Genomic DNA, 23578 nt, shown 5'->3' on the forward strand with positions numbered 1-23578 from the left:
AACACTATATTTGCGTATACTATACAATAGAAGAAAACATTTATTTGTTGTAAGTCACTAGCGTCGCATTAAAATAATCCAACGCGTTTAATTAAACTGAAATTTCTGTCATCTATTCCAAGCATAAAAAAATCCTTTATACTGGTTGGTGGTAGCAAACCATCCAAATCCAATACAAAGGACTCAAGCATGGATAAGTTTACACGAAAAACATCATTTGAACAATGGTTTTCACCCATCTCCTCCACGAAATTCGCGGATTTGGTTGAAACCCATCAATTAAATAACTATACAAAGAAGCTATACATGGATTCATTTTTAAAACTACTGCTGTTCGCCCAACTGAATGAAGCCGAAAGTATGCGCGATGTGCAATTGAAGTTATTTTCAGATGAACTTCAACAAGCCACTAAATTAACATCCATCAGCTTTTCACAGTTAGGTCGTCGGTTAAATTACGTACCAACAGAGGTGTTTCAACAGGTATTTTATGATTTAGTCGCTCAAATTCACGAAAAGGCACAGTATAAGCAGCGCCGGCAAATCACGACACCATTGAAAATCATTGATTCGAGTACGTTGCCGTTGAATTTGAACAACCATAAGTGGGCTGAATTTCGCCAAACGAAGTCGGGCATCAAGCTTCATTTACGACTCATTTACGTAGAAGAAGGGCATTCGTATCCGGATCAGGCGATTCTCACAAATGCGATTGAGCACGATCATGGTCAGCTCGAACTGCTCGTTGACGACAAGGAATGCATGTACGTTTTTGACCGTGGTTATTTAGACTATAAACAATTTGATCAGATGACGGATGACGGTTATTTCTTTGTCTCGCGCTTACGAAAAAACGCAGCGGTTCGTGTCGTTGAAGCCTTTCAATTGCCCGAAGAATCAATCGCCTTATCCGATGAAATGATTTTAATTGGCACACCCCAAAACCGAGCAGAAAACTACTTTCGTCGGGTCAAAGTAACGGATACAAAAGGAAATGAGCTGCAGTTACTTACAAATCGGTTTGATTTAAACGCAGACGAAATCGCAGAACTGTACAAATCGCGCTGGGCAATTGAACTATTTTTCAAATGGTTGAAACAACACCTAAATATTAAAAAGTTTTACGCGCAAAGTGAACAGGGCGTGCATAATCAAGTCTACATTGCGATGATTGTGTATTGCCTACATGTGTTGGCACAACTGAACACGAATAGTTCGAAAACCTATTTAACAATTGGTCGATTATTAAAGGCAGCTCCATGGAAATCCGCTCACTTATGGGTTCGAAAAATTGCCGGGAAAGCGATTCCATAAAGGGTTCATCTTTTCTGTCGCACACGTCACAGGTTATAGTAAAAAAATGGATGACTACTACCTCTGCTTAAGTGTCTTCGTTTTTCTTCATAAAAGGAACGAAAAGAAAACAGAAAATTCAGTTAAAATTTATGCGACGCTAGTGGTTGTAAGTAAATAGTCAAGATTTGTTCAAATGTTATTCATATACTGTAAACACGTATAGTAAAGGGATTGAAAACGATTTCTTATGCACGTCTAGAAGAAACAAATGTCCATCCTAGAAAGATTTTTCTTGTGTGAACTATATATATGCGTTACAATTTTCTTTAAGTTAAATTTTGAATTATTTGAATTTGTAGAGTTTCTAAAATAATGGAGCTTGTACCAATATAAACAATAATTATAAGCTTTCGGTGTATATAACCTAAAAGCTAACAATAATTTTAGGAAACTGCGGAATGTAAGTTGGAGGGAATAACAGGAATGGCAACTATAAAGGCAGCGATTTTAGGATTTGGAACGGTAGGTCAAGGGATTTACCATATATTAAAAGAAAAGCGAGAAGAGCTTAAAAATAAATTAGGCATTGAATTAGAAGTAGCAAAAATTTTAGTAACAGATGCAAGTCGTGAACGTGTACCAGGGACAGCACATCTAATGACAACAAATATGGATGATGTCTTAGCTGAACCAGGTATGCAGGTTGTATTTGAAGCAATTGTTAATGAAGAGCCTGCGTATAGCTACTTAAAGCGTGCGGTTGAGCATAAATGCCATGTTATTACAGCCAACAAAGTGATGTTTGCCAAGCGAGGCTTAGAATTGCAGGCACTTGCAAAGGAAAATGGTGTTTTTGTAGGCTTTGAAGCAACTACTGCAGGTGGCGTGCCTGTTATTAAAACAATGAAAAATATTTTACTTGTCAATGATGTAAGCCGTATACAAGGAATTTTAAATGGTACATGTAACTATATTTTAACAAAGATGCGTGCACAAGGCTGTACATTTGAGGAAGCATTAAAAGAGGCACAAAGCTTAGGCTACGCGGAGGCAGACCCATATAACGATGTTTCAGGGCAGGATGCTTTTAAAAAGCTAATGATTTTAAGTGCACTGGCATTTGGGGAGCAACCTGATTGGGCAGATGTAGAGGTCATTGGTATTGATAATATTTCATCGACACAAGTCCGTGAAGCATATGAGAAGGGGATGCGCTATCGCCATGTAGCAGAGGTTGAAAAGCTGGACAATGGTAAAATTGTAGCGAAGGTAGGTCCGCAATTAGTTGATAAGGAACATCCATTATATCCAGTCGATGATGTCAATAATGCGGTTGCCTTAGACACGAATTATATCGGTACACTTACATTAATTGGCCCTGGTGCTGGCATGTATCCGACTGCTAGTGTTATGGTAGAGGATTATGCTGAAATAATTGGGAAAAGAGCTGGATTTGTTGTAACAATTTAAACTCTTTACGATAAATGGTTAGAAGCCTGCCATTCAAGCAATTGAATAGCAGGCTTTTTATTAATCTTCATCTTTTACATCAATATCCTCTGGAATAGGGGTAGAGCGCCAAATTTCAATTTCCTCTTTAATACGCTCCAATTGCTCAAAATAAGTGCTGAACTGGTCACTATTGATAAGTATTTGCTCCCCATCATAAACAGAGCGGATACGTCCCTCATATACTAAACGTATAATTTGCTCCTCAGGCATACCAAGATCAAGAGCCGTTTCTGCAACTGTTTTATACATATACTTCGCTCCTTTTACTATTTTCATTATACTGCTCATTAAAGAGAAAGCATACTAAAGTAAAAATGGTAATTGTTTGATTTTGGATAAATCTGTATTATTAATAATAACATGGTTCAACACTAAAAGATGTAATTCACACTTTTATTACTAATAGTAGTTGGCTAGTAGAAAGGAAATCAACTCAGTGCTATGATAAGGAGCCAACAATATAGAGGTCAAGACAGATAAAATTTAATTTTTATTAGCACTATTTTATAGTAGAAAAAGCCTCAGTAAAACCTTAAGAAATTCTTCATTTTTATCGTAACTGGTTTTTAAGATTTGAACAGTACACTAATATTTGAGAGTGAGGTGTATATCATGACGAAATTAACAGTTCTTGTTACAGATGACGATCAAGATATTCGTGATGGTATTGAAATCTATTTAAAAAATGAAGGTTATAATGTTATCAAGGCAGCAGATGGCGTAGAGGCGTTGGAAAAACTAAAAAATAATGAAATACATTTAATCATTTTAGATATTATGATGCCGAATATGGATGGCATTACAGCAACTTTTAAAATTAGAGAAGAACGTAATATTCCAATTATTATGCTTAGCGCAAAGGCGGAGGATGGCGATAAAATACACGGTTTATCTGTAGGAGCAGATGATTATGTGACAAAGCCATTCCATCCGTTAGAACTATTGGCACGCGTAAAATCGCAGCTACGACGCTATGTTCAACTAGGAACCTATAATGAAGGTGCAGCAAAGGTAGAAATTGATGGACTTATGCTTGATGAGGATGCAAAAGAGGTCATCTTAGAGGGAGAGCCTGTTCGACTTACGCCAATCGAATATAAAATTACAGAACTATTAATGAAAAATGCAGGGCGTGTTTTTTCGATTCGCGAAATTTATGAACGTGTTTGGAATGAGGAAGCCTACAATGCAGAAAATATTGTAGCTGTGCATATTCGAAAAATACGTGAAAAAATTGAAGCAGACCCGAAAAATCCGCGCTATTTAAAGGTGGTATGGGGTGTTGGATATAAAATGGAAAAATAAGCTGGAGAAGTATATATCAATTACAGGATTTATAGCAGGTGTTATTGGACTTATTTACTTTGGTGTGTATGCTTATCAAATCGTTAATGCTCGCTCCTCAGAGGTTTTACAATTGCTTGAAAGAATTTTTTAGGGGAGTGTTAGAGCTATGATAAAAAAATGGAAATCCCTTCTTGTGCTTATATGTTTAATTTGGACAACCTTTGGAATAGGAACTTTTATGCTTGCAGGTCATCAATATATTGGCAACTCCTATTTTGATTCAGAAAACTTCTATGGTGAGAGCGATGATTTTTTTACGAATTTAGGACCAATCATTTTAAATGCACCAAAAGCGAGTGACTTAAAAAATAAATTAGATGTTACACAAACGGAAATAGATGAGCATCGTAATTATTATGGTACGCTAGGAGAGCAAATTAATAGTATTAGGGCACAATATGAGCAGCCCATTCAGGAAGCTATCAATGCAAATGCACCCGAACTGCAAAAAAAATTAGAGGCTGAACGAGATGCTAAAGTGAAAGATATTACAACAAACTTTGAAGATGATGAACATGTTCGGAAGAAAGTGCTTGCTGCAAAGGAAGTGCTTGTTGATAAATATATAAAAGCTATACAAGAAGAGGCAAAAAATTTTAATAAGACCTATCACTTTTGGTCTTATGAATTAACAAATATAGAAACGGGTAAAACGTATCGCTTTGGGGATGTTTCAGAAAACAGTGTGTATAAAGTCGAATATACACATCAAAACCCATTACAAGCAAATAATATTAGCCCGAAACTAGAAGATATTTTTGACCGTACAGAAACATATGTGGATACAGAAACTCTTTATGAGGCAACTGAATATACAGGTACGGTGACAATTCCGAAAAAAGCAATCGCACAGTCAACAAATATGATGTGGGATGGCTATAAACAATTTCAGCAAAACCAATATATTTTTTACTTTATTTGGCTGACAAGTATTGCAACAGCTATTTTTGCTTGGATGGGCCGTAAGGATGTACTATATGTAGCGAAAAACTTGCAGAAAAAAGAAACATTAACAAAGTTTAAAATAGATATACAGCTTATTGCCCTAGTAATCACAGGTTTTGTCTATTTTTTTGCCTTCCAAATTGTTTATGAATCGATTGAATATCATTATTTATATAATTATGTGCACTATATAATTGAACTGGCTTTTCAAATAATGGTTTTCATTGCAATTGGTATAGCCTTCTTTATGCAAATCATTTGGCTGTATGCACGAATGAATACGTTAGAAAGCTTTGAAGAAAGCTTGAAATCAAGCTATTTATGGTCTTTAGGTGATTCAATTGCCGATTTATTTTTAAATCGCTCAATAGCATTGCACTCAATAGTTATGCTAGCGGCAGCCTTTTTTGGCGGAGGTAGTCTTGTTGCTACGATGATAGCGGGCGGCTACGGCTTACCATTTTTACTAATTTGTATGGTGGTAGGAGTTCCAGCATTAGTTATTTTCTTAAACAGAATGGGCTATTTAAATCGTATTATGAAGGATACGAAAGATATGGCAGAGGGTCGCTTAAATCGAGATGTAAAGGTTAGAGGTAAATCTCCACTTGCAAGACATGCAGAAAATCTGAACCATTTGCGCGAGGGTGTACGTATATCTATGCATGAGCAGGCAAAAAGTGAGCGTTTAAAAACAGAGCTTATTACAAATGTTAGCCATGATTTACGAACGCCATTAACATCTATTATTACGTATACAGACTTACTTAAAAAACCAAATATTACAGAGGAAGAGCGTCAACAATATATCCATATTCTCGATAAAAAATCAGAGCGTCTAAAAGTGTTAATTGAAGATCTTTTTGAAGTTTCTAAAATGGCAAGCGGCAATATTGAGCTTCATCGAAGTCGAGTGGATTTAACACAGCTTATCCAGCAAGCAGTAGGGGAGCATAAAGAGGATTTAAACCAGTCACGTTTAGATTTACGCATGACGATGGCACACGATCCAATTTATGCATATGTGGATGGTCAAAAATGGTGGCGACTAATTGATAATTTAATTGTCAATGTCTTGAAATATGCATTAGAGGGTACACGTGTCTATGTAACATTAAAGCGTACAGTAGATGGCGATGCTGAATTTACAGTAAAAAATGTTGCTAAATATGAAATTGACGAGGATGCTGAGGAGCTATTTGAGCGTTTTAAACGTGCAGATGCTTCACGTCATACAGAGGGCTCAGGTCTTGGGTTAGCTATTGCACAATCCATTGTTGACCTACATGGAGCCCGCATGAACATCGAGGTAGATGGTGATTTGTTTAAAGTAATTGTACGAATTCCAGCTGTATAGCAAAAAGATGGTGGCACAGAAACATGCCACCATCTTTTTTCTTATAGGCCTAAATTTTTGGCAATAATCATTTTCATTACTTCGTTTGTGCCAGCATAGATCGACATAACAGGTATATCTCGATACCTTCTAGCAATTTTATATTCCTCCATATAACCATAGCCGCCGTGTAATTGCATACATTGAGTGGCGAGCTCACGTGCGTTTTCTGTGATCCAATATTTAGCCATGGATACCTTGGTTACAACATCCTTACCTGCGATATGCTCTTCAATTAAGGTTTCTAAAAACGATTTGCCAAGCTCAATTTTCGTTGCCATTTCAGCTATTTTAAACTGTGTATTTTGGAAGTCACCAATGGCTTTACCAAATGCTTGTCGTGATTTTACATAGTCTAGCGTTAAAGTGAGCATATCCTCTGCGGCTGTTTGTGCGGCAATAGCTACAGCTAATCGCTCCTGCTGTAACTTTTCCATCATATAGACAAAGCCTTTACCTTCCTCTCCAAGAAGGTTTTGAACGGGAACCCTACAATCCTCAAAATAAAGCTCTGCTGTATCCTGTGCATGCATCCCCACTTTTTCAAGCTGCCGACCTTTTGTAAAGCCAGGTGTATCTCCTTCAATAACAAGTAGGCTAATGCCACGATGCTTTTTCTCAGCATATGGGTCTGTTTTGACAGCAACAACGACTAAATTAGTATGAATACCATTTGTAATAAAGGTTTTTTGACCATTCACAATATAATGGTCGCCATCACGAATCGCTGTTGTTTGAATATTTGCCAAGTCCGAGCCAGTGCCAGGCTCAGTCATGGCAATTGCCGTTATATACTCACCTGTTACACATTTAGGCAACCAGCGAGTTTTTTGTTCATGTATACCATATGCCTCAATATAGGGAACAACAATATCATTATGCAAACCGACCCCAATAAGACTTGAGCCTATACGTTCAAGCTCCTCCTGAATAATAACCCCAAAGCTAAAATCAAGTCCTAGTCCACCATATTGCTCTTCTACTTGTGGACAAAGATAGCCCATATCGCCAAGCTTGCGCCAAAATGACAGTGGAATAAGGTGTTCCTTTTCCCATTGTGTATAATGAGGCTCGGCTTCCTCTGTTAAAAACTTACGAAAGGTTTTACGAAATAGCTCATGCTCTGTTGTTTCAAATTTATAGCGTGTCATATGAAATAGCACCCCTTTTTGCTCGTAAATGCGTAAATTTTCTCTTACATTTATTATGTTACTGAAGGACATGTGAAAATTAAAGTGCTTTTAGTGCTGAAATAATAAATTTGTTATTGCTATACATTAATATAGTGAAAATCTAGCAATAAGCTCTCATATTCATAGCTTGATGAAGTATCGTGATATAATCGACTAAATAATAAAGGAAAGTAGAGGACGAAGATATGCCAAAAGTAATTGGTGGTATACTTTTAATTAGTATTTATAGTGCGCTGACCTTCTATATTGGCTGGGGTTTAAAGCAATGGCTAGTAGCAATGGGGTGGTTTCGCCTTCCAGTATTATTTTGGTTAGTGCTGTATATAATTGCCTTTAGTATTATTATAGGGAGGCTACATGAATCTTTACAGTTCTTTTCAGTTATTAGTAATTACTGGATGTTTGTTTTTGAATATGGTTTATTGTTATGTGTAGCTGCACAATTAATTATTTGGCTAACACCCTTTAAAAATGTACAAATAATTGGTAGTATAGCAATTGCTGTACTCTTTGTGTTAGGAGTTATTGGCTCTTATTTAGCCTATTCTCCAGTGGTGCGCCATTTAGAGGTTGCTGTAGATAAAAAGGATAGTGAACTAACATCATTAAGGGTTGTTGTGGCATCGGATTTTCACTTAGGTGTTTTATCACATAAACGACATTTGCAACGCTTTGTCGATCTTACGAATGAAGCCAATCCAGATATTATTTTATTAGCGGGCGATATTGTGGATGATGACCCAAAATGGTTTGTACAAGAGGGCATGGCGGATGTCATCAAGCAATTAAAATCTACATATGGCACGTATGGTATACTTGGCAACCATGAATATTATGGTAAAAAAATTCCCGAGTTTATAAAAGAAATGGAAAATGCTAATGTAAAAATATTATTAGATGAAACAATTCGTATAGCAGATGCGTTTATATTAACAGGTCAAGAGGATAAAACAAATACAGATCGGAAGCCACTAGATGATTTACAGCCTTCAGCTAACCTACCATGGCTTGTAATGAATCATACACCTGATGATTTGGTAACACCTGCAAAGCTGGGTGTTGATTTTCATGTGTCAGGACATACACATAAAGGGCAGCTTTGGCCAAATCAATATATAACAGCACGCGTATTTGAGCTGGATTATGGTTATAAGTTGAAGGAGCAGATGCATACACTTGTGTCATCAGGCTACGGCTTCTGGGGTCCACCTATGCGTATTGGTAGTAGGTCTGAGCTTTGGGTAGTGGATATAAAGTTTCAGTAGTAGCTAAAATGTATTATTTTATCCTGGTTCAGCAAACATTGTTATAGATTTTGGAGAGGAGCTTTTCGAGTGCACTCGAAAAAATCCGAACGCGAAGCATCAGATATTTTACGTACCGAAAGCATTAGCGACAGGTACAATTACGCTGGGATGTAATTGATAATAGGTGAGTAATTTTATGAATAAAGGTAAGGTGACATGGTGGATATTATAGAGTTATTAAAAGCATTGATTTTAGGCTTTGTTGAAGGAATGACAGAATTTGCGCCTGTATCTTCAACGGGTCATATGATTATCGTCGACGATATGTGGTTAAAGACAGAGGAGTTTTTAGGGAAGTATCCTGCCAATACATTTAAAATTGTTGTACAGCTTGGCTCCATTTTAGCAGTTATCGTTGTGATGTGGAAACGTATACTAAGCCTCGTTGGATTATATAATATCGATGGTCAATCTAAATCAATGACCAATCGTTTTAACTTAGCGCATGTAATTGTTGGGATGCTACCAGCCGTTGTATTAGGATTTGCCTTCAAGGATTTTATTGATGATCATCTTTTTAAAGTAGAGCATGTTGTATATGCATTAGTTGCAGGAGCTATTTTAATGATTGCCGCAGATAAATTAGCGCCACGTAAGCCAAAAATAGATTCTTTAGATAAAATCTCTTATGGCTTAGCCTTTAAAGTAGGCTTAGTGCAATGTTTATCTTTATGGCCAGGTTTCTCACGCTCAGGTGCTACAATTTCAGGCGGGGTACTATTTGGTATGAGCCACCGTGTTGCAGCTGATTTTACATTTATTATGGCTGTACCGATTATGGCAGGGGCAAGCTTAGTATCTGTTTTGAAAAACTGGGATACTTTGTCAATGGACTATTTTGGCTTCTATGCTGTCGGATTTATTAGTTCATTTGTCTTTGCATTATTATCGATCAAATTTTTCTTAGCACTTATTTCAAAAGTAAAGTTAATGCCTTTTGCTATCTATCGTTTAGTGTTAGCAGCAGTGCTTTGCGTTATTATTTTTATGTAAAGGAAAGCCACTCTTCTTGTAAAGGAAGCAGTGGCTTTTTGTTTTGACTTAAAAAATATGTATCAGACTACTATAGCTACCATATTATAAATAAGTATTAGAAAGCTCCGTTCTCTGTAATGGCACGGAAATAATTAATCATTGTGAATAAATAATATAAAGCTACAAACATGTTGATTAGATGTACCGCTTCAATTTGAAGTCGCCACCATTCATTTCAATCAATAGGGAATGCCTTTTAAACAGTGCTTTTCCTATAAAATCCGCTTATTATTTACATAATGAACATACCTAATAAAGCTCAGTAGGTATAAAGAATTGTTTTTGGGTAATATGATGAAAAATCTATTAATATCATACATTATTTACCTATATATTGTTCGTTTAGCGAATTTAAGATTATAATTGGTATATAAAGTACCATTTTATTTTTGTCTTTTAATGGAATTTAGGAGGATGGGATTAGTACGTATAGATTATAATATGAGGTGGAGAAAATGTTCCAAATTGTAAATAGGTCGAAGAAAAATACAATTGAAATTAGTAACGATACAAATATAGGTATTTTTATTGAAGATCAAGAACGCTTATTACAATTAAGACTTATAGGTTTGAATGTCCATGATCTACAGTTGATTAAAAGTTTAAAGCTATATGTGGAACGCAATGTTGCAGATATAGTGGCGGCATTTTATCGCGTTATTGAAGGTGTGCCAACACTGCAACAGGTTATTCAAACAAATAGCTCCAGTGAGCGATTGCGTCAAACATTACGCCATCATATTATTGAAATGTTTGAAGGGCGAATTGATGAAGCATTTTTAGAAAAGCGACGACAGGTGGCAAAAATGCATGTCAGGATTAATTTATATCCAAAATGGTATTTAGCCGCCTTTCAAATTCTTGAAAAATCATTAAGAAAAATTGTGTATGGGCTTCAATTATCAAAGGGTGAGGAAGAGAAGTTTTGTGATGCTATCAGTAAAATTTGTAATTTTGAGCAGCAAATTGTGCTAGAGGAATATGATCACTATGCTAGTACATTAATTGAAGAGCAGCGCAATCATGTTATTGAGCATGTAAAAGAGGTGATAGGCGGTATTTCTACACAATTAGAGAGTCAATCCCAAAATACATCTGAAACAGTATCAGAGCTTGTTTTTAGTGCAAAAAAAGTTAATGATTTTTTGACAAATAGTATCCATGAAGCAGAATCGATGCAAAAAGTTTCAAGTGATGGGTATGCTAAAATTGTGCTAATCAATGAGCAAACAGGTGAAATTCACCATAAGACGGTTGAAATGGCTAATATGGTGGAGCAGTTAAACAATTCTTCCTCAAAAATTAATGCGGTTGTGGAAATTGTGAAAAATATTTCAGGACAAACCAATTTACTCGCATTAAACTCTGCCATTGAAGCGGCACGTGCAGGTGAGCATGGTAAGGGCTTTGCAGTTGTGGCAAATGAAGTGCGCAAGCTTGCAGATCAAACAAAAAGCTCTGTTGAGCAAATTGCTGAGCTTATTATGATGTCTAACGGTATTACGATGCAAGTTGTGCAAGCTATTCAAGATATACAGCAGCTCGTGCATAATAGTATTGAGCGTAATGCTGAGTCTTTAAAAGCTTTTGATGCAATTTCCGGCTCTGTTGAAGATTCCATTGCTAATTTCCAAAATGTAGGGAAACAAATTTCGGAATTAGCAAAAATTATTGAATCTATAGGTGTATCCTCAGAAGAATTAGAAAGGGTAGCCAATCGTTTAAATACAACCATTAAAGAATTTTAGGCTATGCATAAAATCTATGCATAGTTTTTTGATGCCTAAGTTTAGGATAAAACTATCTATTTCATGGATAAATAAAGAAATAGACGGATAAAATCGATAATTGTTCAAAGGAGCAAGCATGTATCAATCGATATAGACTAGAAAATGCTTGTTGTAAGTGTTACGCTATAGGCGAATTAGGGAATTGACTAGAGGAGTGTTTCAATCATGAAGAAGAAACTATTTATAACACGCAAATTTCCTGCACATATTGTAGAGCCTCTACAGGAATATTATGAAATTTCGCAGTGGGACGAGGAGGAAATTGTGATTCCGCGTGACCAATTGCTAGCGGCTGTGGCAGATTGCGAAGTGCTATGGGTAACGCTTGCAGATCAAGTAGATGAGGAGCTGCTTGCACATGCACCAAATTTAAAATTAGTGACGAACTTAGCAGTTGGCTATAACAATATAGATGTGCAGGCATTGCGCAAGCGAGGCGTGATGGCGACAAATACACCAGGTGTATTAACAAATACGACTGCGGATTTAGTGATGGGCTTATTGCTAGCAACAGCACGTCGAATTCCAGAAAGTGAACGCTATTTACGTGATGGCAAGTGGAAAAGTTGGTATCCAATGCAGCTAGTTGGCAAGGATGTATCTGGTGCTACGATAGGAATTATTGGTATGGGGCGTATCGGACAGGCTGTTGCTAGGCGGGCGAAGGGCTTCGATATGAGAGTTTTGTATAATAATCGAAGACGTCGCCACGAAGCAGAAGAAATGTACGGTTTTCGCTATGCATCGCTAGAAGAGCTTTTAAAGCAATCAGATTTTGTTGTAATTATGACGCCATATAATAATGATACAGAGGGGCTTATTGGTGCTGAAGAACTGGCGATAATGAAGGATGATGCGGTGATTATTAATGCTTCACGTGGCGGTATTATTGATGAAATGGCATTGTATGAAACATTAAAAAGCGGCAAACTATGGGCTGCGGGATTAGATGTATTTGAGCATGAACCAATAGCTATGGATCATCCTTTATTAACATTGCCAAATGTTGTAGCACTGCCACATATCGGTAGCGCATCTTTAGAAACAAGAACAGCAATGCTTATGTTAAATGTCAAGGAGCTTACGGCTTATGGACAGGGCAAAGCTGTAACAAATCGAATAGATTAAAAAAGAGGAGCATATCATCACTACTTGGATATGCTCCATGTACTTTATTTGTTAAATAAATCAAATAAACCGCCAATACCGCCTTCACCTTTCGATTGACCACCACCGCCCTGTGAAATAGGCGCTGCTGCAAAGACACGGCTTGCTAGACGGCTAAATGGTAATGATTGCACCCAAACTGTACCTGGACCACGTAATGTAGCGAAGAAGATACCTTCTCCACCAAATAGTGCTGTTTTTACGCCTCCAACGAGCTCGATATTGTAGTCTACGCTGGCAGTCATCGCTACTAAGCAACCAGTGTCCACACGTAAAACTTCCCCAGGCTGCAATGTTTTTTCATGCATAGTACCACCTGCATGGACAAATGCCATACCATCCCCCTCAAGCTTTTGCATAATAAAGCCTTCTCCACCAAAGAAACCAGTGCCGATTTTTTTCTGGAACTCAACACCAATAGAAACTCCTTTAGCAGCTGCTAGAAAGGCATCCTTTTGACAAATAATTTTGCCATTTAATCGACTTAAATCCATTGGAATAATTTTCCCTGGGTAAGGTGAAGCAAAATAAACATGCTTTTTACCTGAGCCAACGTTTGTAAATGTCGTCATAAATAAGCTCTCACCTGTAATCAGTCGTTTACCAGCGCCTAATAATTTCCCCATTATTCCACTTTGTGAGCCGCCTCTTGAGCCATCACCAAAAATCGTTTCCATATGGATGGCATCATCCATCATCATTAAAGCACCTGCTTCTGCAACAACTGTTTCTTGAGGGTCAAGCTCCACTTGCACATATTGCATGTCGTCACCAAACAACTTATAGTCAATCTCATGATTATTCATAAAGGGCTTCCTCCAATAATAAATTTATTGATATTATATACGGCAATTGGTGAAATTAGTTTCAATAGAAAATTAAATATTTTAGAAAAAAAGGGAATTAGGTAGAAAATGTCGAATATAAAAACTAGAATGTGTATGATTTATTTTCATTTAACAAAGGGTATGGTGAATATACATAACCTTAAACAGCTATTTCTTTGCATAAAAGAGTAAGGCTAGTTAGGTGAAAATAAAGCCTCTGGCAGTTATCGCTGATATTGGCTTTGAAGTATTACAAAGGTATAATGTATCCTTAAAATTCGGAATTTTGCCATATTTGGTTCTAACGAAAGTTATACATTCTGTATCTATGGAATACGATTGGTCGATAGCCGAGGCATCATAGAGTATTTCAGGGGGTGTGTGTAGTGGAGATAAAAAACTATATCGGTGGTAAGTGGAAAACACATTCGCAATTACAAAGTATAGCAGTGATGAACCCTGCAAATGGAGAGCAGCTAGCCACCATACCTCGTTCAACAGCAAGCGAAGTAGATGAGGCTGTAGCTGTTGCCAAACAAGCACAAAAAAGCTGGGCACTCGTACCAGCGCCAAAGCGTGCAGATTATTTATATGCCATCGGTCAAAAAATGAAAGAGCGAAAGGAATATTTGGCGACCGTTTTAACAAAAGAGATGGGCAAGGTTATTGAAGAGGCTAGAGGAGAGGTGCAAGAGGGCATCGATATGGCCTATTATATGGCTGGTGAGGGTCGAAGGCTGTTTGGCGAAACGACACCATCTGAGCTTGCTAACAAGTTTGCGATGAGCGTAAGGGCTCCTATTGGTGTTGTCGCACTTATCACTCCTTGGAATTTTCCTGTTGCGATTGCAACATGGAAGTCATTTCCCGCAATTGTTGCAGGAAATACATTTGTTTGGAAGCCATCAAATGAAACCCCAATGATGGCTTATGAAATGGGTAAGATTTTTGAGGAAGTAGGCTTACCAGATGGTGTAGCGAATATTGTATTTGGTACAGGGCCTACAGTAGGTACAGCATTAATTGAACATCCCGATGTAAAGGTTATTTCTTTTACAGGTTCTACAACAACAGGTAGTAAAGTAGCGGAGCTCGGCGGTAAGCATTTGAAAAAGGTTTCGTTAGAAATGGGTGGGAAAAATGCTGTTATCGTCATGGATGATGCCGATTTACAGCTCGCTACAGAAGGGATTTTATGGAGTGCATTTGGTACAGCTGGACAAAGATGTACGGCATGTAGTCGGGTAATTGTGCATAAAGATGTAAAAGAGCAATTGGAACAACGCCTCTTGGAGGAAATGCAAAAGCTAACCATTGGGGATGGCTTAGATGAAAGCGTTAAAATTGGACCGGTGATTAATAAAGCAGCATTAGAAAAAATTAATCACTATGTACAAATAGGTAAACAAGAGGGAGCTACATTATTAGCAGGCGGCAACATATTAAATGAGCCACCGTATCATAAAGGGTTTTATTATGAACCAACATTGTTTACAAATGTGAAGCCCGACATGATTATTGCTCAAGAGGAAATCTTTGGTCCAGTCGTTTCACTAATTGAAGTAGCTAGTTTAGAAGAAGCAATTGCAGTAAATAATGGCGTGAAATTTGGCTTATCTAGCTCAATTTTCTCACAGGATGTAAATACAATTTTCCGCGCGCAACGTGATTTAGATACGGGTATTGTTTATGTAAATGCCGGTACAACTGGTGCTGAAATTCATTTACCATTCGGTGGTACAAAAGGAACAGGAAATGGACACCGTGACTCAGGTGTTGCCGCTCTGGATGTATATACGGAATGGAAGAGCATTTATGTAGACTACAGCGGTAAATTACAAAGAGCACAAATCGATACAGAATAACAGATCAGCGAAAGGGGATGTTCTTGATGAAAGTTGTTGTATTAGGTGCAGGTTTAATGGGGAAAGAGGTAGCTCGTGATTTAGTAAAAAATGATGAAGTGAAGCGTGTATTTTTAGGTGATATTGATGTCAAAGTGACACAGGAATTTGTGGACACATTAGGCACAGATAAGATTGAAGTTGTGGAGCTTCATGCAGAAAATGATGATTCATTAATGGAAGTTATCTCAAAAGGAAATGTTGTTGTTAATGCGCTGTTCTACTCCTTCAATGAGCGAGTAGCAAGAGCAGCAATTGAAGCAGGCGTACATTCCGTAGATTTAGGTGGACATATCGGTGGTGTGACGGAAAAAATATTAGAGCTTCATGAGGAAGCAAAGGCAAAAGGTGTCACAATTATTCCTGATCTAGGTGTTGCACCAGGTATGGTTAATATTCTAACAGGCTACGGCGCATCTAAATTAGATAATGTTGAATCTATTAAACTATTTGTAGGTGGTATTCCAACTGAACCTAAACCACCTCTTCACTATACACGCGTATTTTCTTTAGATGGTGTTTTCGATCATTATACAGAGCCATCTAAAATCATTCAGAAAGGCAAACTTGAAGAAGTTCCATCCCTATCAGGCATTGAGCCAATTTATTTTGACGAGTTTGGTGTGCTGGAGGCATTTTATACATCTGGAGGTATCTCCACATTGTATAAGACATTCCCAAATGTCCGCACATTAGAATATAAAACCATTCGCTATAAGGGGCATGCAGAGAAATTCAAGCTATTAGCTGATTTGGGCTTCCTTGATACTACAAATACAGTAGAAGTGGAGCAGCAAGAAGTGCCTGTTCGTGCAGTAGTTCGTGAAGCACTGAAAAAGAAACTTGAGTTAGGGACAAAGCCAGATGCTGTACTACTACGTGTTATTGTAGCTGGTGAAAAAGCTGAGCAACAAGTGACATATGAATATGAAATGGTTGTGCGCAAGGATATGACAATTAATGAAACAGCGATGGCACGTGCTACTGCCAACACGGTTTCTGTTGTTGCACAAATGATTGGTGCGGGTGTCATTACAGAGCGTGGTGTATTTGCACCTGAGTCAATCGTACCAGGTGATATGTATATTGAAGAAATGGCAAAACGTGGTGTGGTGATTAAGGAAACATCTCATAAGTCTGCAATGATTGTGAAATGGTAGGTGCTGACCATGAATTTTGAAATGTCCACTGAGCAGGAAATGCTGCGAAAAACAGTTAGACAGTTTGTGGATGATGAAATTATTCCATACATCGCAAAATGGGATGCTGAAGGTGGCTTTGATGCTAAAATTTGGTCAAGACTTGCAGAGCTAGGCTTAATGGGCGTTTGTGTACCAGAACGATATGGTGGCAGTGGAATGGATTATAATGCACTTGCTATTGTATGTGAGGAGCTTGAAAGAGGGGATACAGCGTTTCGTACAGCTGTATCCGTCCATACAGGCTTGAATAGTATGACCTTAATGCAATGGGGTACTGAGGAACAGAAGCAGCAGTATCTTGTCCCTCAAGCTAAGGGTGTTCGGATTGGTGCATTTGGCTTAACGGAGCCAGGAGCAGGCTCTGATGTAGCGGCTATGTCTTCAACTGCTGTTCGTGATGGTGACCATTATATTATCAATGGACAAAAAACATGGATTTCCCTATGTGATATTGCTGATCATTTTCTAATTTTTGCGTATACAGATAAATCTAAAAAGCATTATGGTATTAGTGCATTTATTGTAGAACGTTCCATGGCTGGCTTTTCCTCAAAGGCTATTAAAGGAAAGTACGGTATTCGCGCAGGTAATACGGGTGAGCTCTTTTTTGAGGACCTACGTGTACCTGTGAAAAATCGCCTTGGTGAGGAAGGGGAAGGCTTTAAAATTGCTATGTCTGCGCTTGATAATGGACGTTTTACAGTAGCAGCAGGTGCTGTAGGCTTGATTCAAGCATGCATAGAGGCTAGCGTAAAATATTGTCATGAGCGCGAAACATTTGGCAAGCCTATTGGAGAACATCAGCTTGTTGGACAAATGATTGCAAATATGGAAGCTGGTTATCAAATGAGCCGACTTCTTGTATATCGTGTTGGTGAATTAAAAAACAAGGGTGTTCGTAACACGAGAGAAACCTCTTTAGCAAAATGGCAGGCTTGTAATTTTGCCAATAAAGCTGCGGATGACGCAGTACAAATTCATGGTGCATATGGATATTCAGATGAGTATCCAGTAGCTCGATATTTACGCAACTCTAAAGCGCCTGTAATTTATGAAGGCACTCGTGAGATTCATACAATTATGCAGGCTGATTATGTGCTAGGAAGACGTCATGATAAGCCACTAACAAAAATGCTGCCAAAGTGGCCATTTGAAGAATAAACGAGGGGGATTTTTATTCCCTCTCGTTTTTTGTATACAGTAAAAAAATTTCAGAAAAATGTAACTTTCGCACTCATTGGTAGTCTAATTGATAAACAAGTATATGAAGGTGAGGGAAAATCATGAAAAATAAATGGTTAGCTATTCTGTTGATCATTGTGTTAGCAATAGTGCCAGGCATTTTTACATGGGCTGTCACAACAGATGTTACAGCAAAAGCTGCTAACACAAGTATGGCTGCAAAGGATTGGCGAGTATCCTTTTCAGTAGCTTTAAAGAAAAATAAAATTATAGAAGATTATGTTTATGTCACAACAGATAAGGGCAAAAAAGTATCTGCGACAATTGAGCTGCTGGAAGATCAGAAAACATTAGTTGTCAAAAATACGAAGCCGGGTAAATATCAATTACACGTAAAAAAAGAGGCATTTGCTCAAGGTGGCCTTAAGATCACCTCACAAGTTATTCCGTTTACAATTATCGAAACATTAACAGCGGTAAAATCTGAACAAGAGCTAGAGCAATATTTTAAACAGCTACTAACAAATAGAAAACATGAAGTGCAGTTGGAACGGGAAGAAAGTTCCCCCATGGAAAGTAGAGAAGATAAAGCAACTGCAAATAGCGAATCTTCTACAAACAATCAGGTAGAGGGTGTTGAAGAAGGCGATATTGTTGTTGTCAAAGATGGCTATATTTATGCCATTAAAGATCAAGGCATTACTGTTGTTAATGCAAAAGACCCGAACAATTTAAAATTAGTGAAAACAATTAAATTTAAAGAAAATCAGTATATAACGAAGCTTGCATTGTACAACAACTTATTAATCGCTATTGGGGATGAGTATATCCAAAAAGAAGGCACAAGCATGGTGAAGGCCTCTCTTTATGATATTACAAATCCAGAAAAGCCAAAGCATATACGTGATATCGGGCAAGAGGGGTACTTACAAGATATTCGTATTACAAATGATACATTGTATTTAATTGGAAGTATGCAGCCGAATTATTGGCTATTGCAAGAAGAAAAAGCAGTAGATTTAAAACCAAGAACTTTTGATAGTGCAGAAGGCAAAGCGTTTAAAAGTCTTCCTTTAGAGAAAATCTCCATTTTACCAAATACAATGGAGGACACATACAGCTTAATTACAGCAATTGATTTAAAAAATGGTGGGAAGGCGACTGTTAATACAAAGGGTTATTTAGGTGGTAGTAGTGGGCTGTATATGTCAGAGAATGCACTATATTTAACAGCTCCAATTTATGAAGAAAATACTGTTTCTCCTGCAAATGGACGTATGACAGATATGATATGGATTCCACGAGCAGCAGATACGCAAATTTTTAAATGGTTTGTAGACGGTACAGCATTGGACTTTGCTGGAAGCGCTGAGGTAAAGGGTACAGTGTTAAATCAATATTCTATGGATGAGTATAAAGGAAACTTCCGTATTTTCACGACAGAGGGTAATACATGGGATGAGAAAAGTACATCACGTAACCATCTCTTTATTTTAGATGAGCATTTACAGCAGATTGGTGCGGTGAAGGACTTAGCACCCGGGGAAAGAATCTATTCCGCTCGCTTTATGGAGGAAAAAGCGTATGTGGTAACATTTAAGCAGGTGGACCCACTGTTTGTTATTGACGTAGCAAATCCAAATAAGCCAACAGTATTAGGGGAGTTGAAAATTCCTGGCTTTAGTAATTACCTACATCCATTAGATGATACGCATTTAATTGGTATTGGCTATGATACAGAGCAACGCTATGATGCATATTCGAAGCGTAATTTTACGGTGACAACAAATATGAAAATGTCACTGTTTGATGTTTCAGATTTCAAAAATCCAAAGGAGCAGTCAACCGTAAAAATTGGAGGAAAGGGCTCGTATTCTGAGGTACAGCACAATCCCAAGGCTCTCTTCCGAAACGCGGAATATAGCTATTTCGGCTTCCCAGTCGTGCTGTATGAGGCAGGTCAGAATGATAATATTATTTACAAAGGTCAGGGTGCTCAAATTTATGAAATTACAGCTAATAAGGGTATCACATTAAAAGGAAATCTTATTAATGCCTCTACTGGTGAACAGTATGAAAATTGGGAGCAGACAGTACAACGAGTTGTTTATAGCAACGATACCCTTTATACAATAGCGCGTAACGAGATTAAGAGCTACCAGCTAAAAGACTTTAAACCTCTTGACACATTAACAATTAAATAAAAAGAAAAGTCCGATGAATTTTTTGAACTGTTCTTGTCAAGTAGACAACGGACATAATAAAAATTGTATTAAACGGCTTGAGCCCTGAATTTTAAAGGACTCAAGCCGTTTAATCGTATAGATGGATCAACATGCGATATATTTTAGGTTAATAATATGTATTGAAAGCTGTATGGCTGTTAGCTTTGCTCCATCAAAAATGCTCCCCTTGGATAAACAGATTTTATGCTGTATCTGTCTACCGAATAGGGAGCAATGGGACTTTTCAATTATTGACGATATGGTAAAATCTCTGAAACTGTCACAAATTCATAGCCTTGCTCTTGTAAATAAGCAAGTGCAGCATCAAGACCATCCGCAGTTGATTGGTGAATGTCATGCATTAAGACAATTGCATTATTGTGTAAATTATTTTTTATATTTGGTAATAGCTGTTGTGCATTGCGATGTTTCCAGTCTAAAGTATCAATTGTCCATAGCACGACAGGTATAGGAATTTCCGCATTAATGGCATCATTCGTTGCCCCATATGGCGGTCTAAAAACAGTCGCTCCTTGATGAATCGCCTTTTCTATTTCAGCCGATGTAGCATTATATTCCTTCATGACTTGCTCTTGTGTTAACTTTGTTAAGACAGGATGGTTCCATGTATGATTGCCTACCTCATGACCACGTGCAAGGACATCATTGGCAATATCAGGGTAGTATTGTACACGACTACCGAGCATAAAGAAGGTTGCTTTTGCGTGATATTTATCAAGAATATTTAAAATTTGCTCAGTCACCTTAGGATGTGGGCCATCATCAAAAGTGAGGGCAATACGTTTTTTATTGGGATCACCAGTAGGTGCTGGGGTTGTTGGCTGAACGTTTTCCATAGCAATTTGAAAATCAGAGGCTAACAACGGATTAATCAATGAAAGAGGTAGCTTAACAATTGGTGCACCAGCTGCTCCGCTTGCAATCTCATATTCGTCAAAATAAAATTGCAGCGCATCATCTACAATAGCAAAGCGCTCAAAATTAGACCATTTTGGCTCAGTCGCTTTCAGTAGCTCTTCATCCAATAGTTCATCCTTTATTTGGAGATTTTTTTGCAAATCTTTTCGCACATTTGCCGCTAATGTGGATAAATTATTTTCATCATTTTGCAGTAATGTTTGAATAGAAATTTGCTCTCCTGTTTCATTGTTAATAAAGAACGTTTTCATTGAAACTTCGTGATTTGCTCCACCTAAGTACAGCATTTTTGTTAGCACAAAGGAATAGTAATGCTCTCGATATGGGAACGTTTCAAAGCTAATATTTAACTCACCCATAGCTTCTTTATCTTTATTTTTTTTCATAGACGCTAGATAGTTTTCTTTTGAATCCGATATGTATTGTAATACGACATCATTAAACGCATCATTATCTGTTTGCGGGTAGTGAATAGCAAAAGGTGTACGTTTATCATTCGAAACATCTGTCACAATTCGTATTCCTGGAAATGCAGAGCCTTCTGTTGATAAATTACTATTAACCGATTCAGTATCGGCTTCCTCTGAGGCATTAATTTTTTGAAACTTGAATTCATCCTTTGATAGGATAATAACAAGGATAACCGTTGTTAATGAAACAATAAGGCCAAGTAATAAGAAGTCTATTATTGGGCCGCGTCTTCTTCTGCGCTCCTGCATGGTGTTGGATACGCTCCCCTCTTTTTATTTTCTATACAATCAGACGTGTTAAACATTGAAAAAGTTATACAAAGTGAAAAACTTTTTATGTGAATTTATAAAAATTATTCCAAATAGGATAATATACCTCTATTGCGGTAGTTGCAATTGATAATGTAAATAGTAATCTTTATTTCTACCTCTACTACTAAATAACGAGAGCAAAGCCAACTTATCTTTTTTGCAGGGAGTGCTTCAACTCAACTATAATTGATAGAAAGAAAGCTAAATTTGCAGTTGAGTTTTTATCGGCAGTTCGATACTATTGGCAAGAAACCTTTTGAAGGAGGCAGATAGCTGTAATGGTCTTACAAGAAGCGGATAATGAACTTACGATTGACTGTTTGTTGCTTGCAGGGCGTATTATGATTGAAGGTGGTGCAGAAACATATCGTGTAGAAGATACGATGTTGCGGATGGCTAAATCTCAAAATATGACAGATGCACAATGTTATGCCACACCAACCGGAATCATTTTTTCATTAGGCAAGACACAGCCAACGAGAATTACATCGATTTCTAAAAGGGTTACAGATTTACAAAAAATAGCCTTGGTAAATTCAGTATCTCGAAGACTTACATCTCACATGATAACATTAGAAGAGGCTTATGACGAGTTAAAGTCGATACAAAAAACAAATTATTTTTTACCAACTTATTTACAAGTTATAGCAGCGGCTTTAGCAAGTGGCTGTTTCCTTATTATGTTTCAGGGAGAGTGGTCAGATTTTCCTATAGCTTGTTTAGCAGGTGGGTTAGGCTTCCTTATGCTTATTATTACGAACCATTTAACAAAGGTAAAATTTTTCTCAGAATTTACAGCCTCTCTTGTGATTGGCTTGATTGCTTTCTTTGCGGAAAAATACGGCTATAGCACAGAGATTGATAAAATTATTATTAGTTCTGTGATGCCTCTTGTACCAGGTATTTTAATTACAAATGCAGTGCGTGATTTAATGGCAGGTCATTTTATGTCAGGGATGGCAAAGGGAGCAGAGGCATTTTTAACAGCCTTTGCAATCGGTGCAGCCATTGCTGTTACGCTAGGATTTTAGGAGGCGGACAATATAGATATGATGGATATTATGACACAAATCATTGTTAGCTTCTTTGCAACTGCCGGCATTGCGATTATTTTTAATGTACCTCGAAAAACATTACTTCATTGTGGGCTTGTTGGCGTGATTGGCTGGATTATTTATTATGTTTTAACAGAGCGAGGAATGGATATTGTAAATGCTTCTTTCTTCGGTTCATTTGTCATTGCTATTGTGGCGCATTTATATGCTCGCCGTTTTAAAATACCAATGATTATTTTTATAGTAGGTGGCATTATTCCATTAGTGCCAGGGGGTATGGCTTATAATGCTATGCGTAATGTTGTAGAGGATGATTATCTACAAGGCTTACAATATGGCTTAAAGGCATTTTTGATTACAGGTGCCATTGTGATGGGGCTTGTTTTTGCGGAGGTATTTACACAGCTTATTGTTCGTTCTATCCGCCTCAGCAAAGCAAAACTACAGGGTGTTTATAAAAAATAACATAAAGAG

19 protein-coding genes are annotated in these 23578 nt (G+C 37.5%); 15 read left to right on the plus strand and 4 right to left on the minus strand.

What is annotated here, in order from left to right; genetic code table 11:
• The first annotated feature begins 189 nt into the window (after positions 1 to 189).
• Positions 190 to 1314, plus strand: coding sequence for an IS4 family transposase (locus tag MHB42_RS02010; RefSeq protein WP_340803732.1), 1125 nt, complete (start codon positions 190 to 192; stop codon positions 1312 to 1314).
• Positions 1315 to 1779: 465 nt separating this feature from the next.
• On the plus strand, positions 1780 to 2766 hold the full coding sequence (locus MHB42_RS02015) for a homoserine dehydrogenase (RefSeq protein WP_340804092.1): 987 nt from the start codon (positions 1780 to 1782) through the stop codon (positions 2764 to 2766).
• A gap of 60 nt (positions 2767 to 2826) precedes the next feature.
• On the opposite strand, the gene MHB42_RS02020 is transcribed toward MHB42_RS02015, so the two are convergent.
• Positions 2827 to 3057, minus strand: a complete 231-nt coding sequence (locus MHB42_RS02020; RefSeq protein WP_340804093.1) for a DNA-binding protein — start codon at positions 3055 to 3057, stop codon at positions 2827 to 2829.
• Positions 3058 to 3420: 363 nt separating this feature from the next.
• On the opposite strand from MHB42_RS02020, the gene MHB42_RS02025 reads away from it, so the two are divergent.
• The 3 genes from MHB42_RS02025 to MHB42_RS02035 are packed head-to-tail and all read left to right on the plus strand — an operon-like array spanning position 3421 to position 6457.
• On the plus strand, positions 3421 to 4113 hold the full coding sequence (locus MHB42_RS02025) for a response regulator transcription factor (protein ID WP_340804094.1): 693 nt from the start codon (positions 3421 to 3423) through the stop codon (positions 4111 to 4113).
• Entirely contained in the window at positions 4091 to 4246 is a 156-nt protein-coding gene (locus tag MHB42_RS02030) for a hypothetical protein (RefSeq protein WP_162838592.1), read from the plus strand. The genes MHB42_RS02025 and MHB42_RS02030 overlap by 23 nt, the downstream gene beginning before the upstream one ends.
• Before the next feature lie 15 nt (positions 4247 to 4261).
• Complete coding sequence (locus MHB42_RS02035; protein WP_340804095.1) at positions 4262 to 6457, plus strand: sensor histidine kinase; 2196 nt, start codon at positions 4262 to 4264, stop codon at positions 6455 to 6457.
• Between the two features lie 41 nt (positions 6458 to 6498).
• Here the strand turns inward: MHB42_RS02035 and MHB42_RS02040 are convergent, their stop codons facing one another.
• Positions 6499 to 7647 carry an acyl-CoA dehydrogenase family protein gene (locus MHB42_RS02040; RefSeq protein WP_340804096.1) on the minus strand — a complete coding sequence of 383 codons (1149 nt, stop codon included), beginning with the start codon at positions 7645 to 7647 and terminating at the stop codon, positions 6499 to 6501.
• A 227-nt stretch (positions 7648 to 7874) separates the two neighbouring features.
• Between MHB42_RS02040 and MHB42_RS02045 the strand changes: the two genes are divergently transcribed.
• The 4 genes from MHB42_RS02045 to MHB42_RS02060 all read left to right on the plus strand — a co-directional run bounded on the left by MHB42_RS02045 (position 7875) and on the right by MHB42_RS02060 (position 12949).
• A complete protein-coding gene (locus MHB42_RS02045) occupies positions 7875 to 8954 on the plus strand; it encodes a metallophosphoesterase (RefSeq protein ID WP_340804097.1) in 1080 nt (359 codons plus the stop codon).
• Between the two features lie 198 nt (positions 8955 to 9152).
• Positions 9153 to 9989: an undecaprenyl-diphosphate phosphatase gene (locus MHB42_RS02050; RefSeq protein ID WP_200908500.1), complete on the plus strand. Its 837-nt coding sequence runs from the start codon at positions 9153 to 9155 to the stop codon at positions 9987 to 9989.
• 497 nt (positions 9990 to 10486) lie between these two features.
• Positions 10487 to 11779, plus strand: a complete 1293-nt coding sequence (locus MHB42_RS02055) for a globin-coupled sensor protein (protein WP_340804098.1) — start codon at positions 10487 to 10489, stop codon at positions 11777 to 11779.
• Between the two features lie 207 nt (positions 11780 to 11986).
• Entirely contained in the window at positions 11987 to 12949 is a 963-nt protein-coding gene (locus tag MHB42_RS02060) for a 2-hydroxyacid dehydrogenase (protein ID WP_340804099.1), read from the plus strand.
• Between the two features lie 44 nt (positions 12950 to 12993).
• Here the strand turns inward: MHB42_RS02060 and MHB42_RS02065 are convergent, their stop codons facing one another.
• Complete coding sequence (locus MHB42_RS02065; RefSeq protein ID WP_340804100.1) at positions 12994 to 13794, minus strand: TIGR00266 family protein; 801 nt, start codon at positions 13792 to 13794, stop codon at positions 12994 to 12996.
• A 407-nt stretch (positions 13795 to 14201) separates the two neighbouring features.
• Between MHB42_RS02065 and MHB42_RS02070 the strand changes: the two genes are divergently transcribed.
• The 4 genes from MHB42_RS02070 (at position 14202) to MHB42_RS02085 (ending at position 20307) form a co-directional block, all read left to right on the plus strand.
• A complete protein-coding gene (locus MHB42_RS02070; protein WP_340804101.1) occupies positions 14202 to 15680 on the plus strand; it encodes an aldehyde dehydrogenase family protein in 1479 nt (492 codons plus the stop codon).
• Between the two features lie 26 nt (positions 15681 to 15706).
• Positions 15707 to 16879 carry a saccharopine dehydrogenase family protein gene (locus tag MHB42_RS02075; RefSeq protein WP_340804102.1) on the plus strand — a complete coding sequence of 391 codons (1173 nt, stop codon included), beginning with the start codon at positions 15707 to 15709 and terminating at the stop codon, positions 16877 to 16879.
• A gap of 9 nt (positions 16880 to 16888) precedes the next feature.
• A complete protein-coding gene (locus tag MHB42_RS02080; RefSeq protein WP_340804103.1) occupies positions 16889 to 18082 on the plus strand; it encodes an acyl-CoA dehydrogenase family protein in 1194 nt (397 codons plus the stop codon).
• Between the two features lie 122 nt (positions 18083 to 18204).
• Entirely contained in the window at positions 18205 to 20307 is a 2103-nt protein-coding gene (locus tag MHB42_RS02085) for a beta-propeller domain-containing protein (RefSeq protein ID WP_340804105.1), read from the plus strand.
• 269 nt (positions 20308 to 20576) lie between these two features.
• On the opposite strand, the gene MHB42_RS02090 is transcribed toward MHB42_RS02085, so the two are convergent.
• Entirely contained in the window at positions 20577 to 21986 is a 1410-nt protein-coding gene (locus tag MHB42_RS02090; protein ID WP_340804106.1) for a polysaccharide deacetylase family protein, read from the minus strand.
• 341 nt (positions 21987 to 22327) lie between these two features.
• Between MHB42_RS02090 and MHB42_RS02095 the strand changes: the two genes are divergently transcribed.
• Both MHB42_RS02095 and MHB42_RS02100 read left to right on the plus strand, forming a co-directional pair.
• Positions 22328 to 23080: a threonine/serine exporter family protein gene (locus MHB42_RS02095; protein ID WP_340804108.1), complete on the plus strand. Its 753-nt coding sequence runs from the start codon at positions 22328 to 22330 to the stop codon at positions 23078 to 23080.
• Between the two features lie 21 nt (positions 23081 to 23101).
• Entirely contained in the window at positions 23102 to 23569 is a 468-nt protein-coding gene (locus MHB42_RS02100; protein ID WP_340808509.1) for a threonine/serine exporter family protein, read from the plus strand.
• The last annotated feature ends 9 nt before the right edge of the window (positions 23570 to 23578 follow it).

Origin of the sequence: Lysinibacillus sp. FSL K6-0232 (genome assembly GCF_038008325.1) — a bacterium.
Taxonomy (GTDB): domain Bacteria; phylum Bacillota; class Bacilli; order Bacillales_A; family Planococcaceae; genus Lysinibacillus.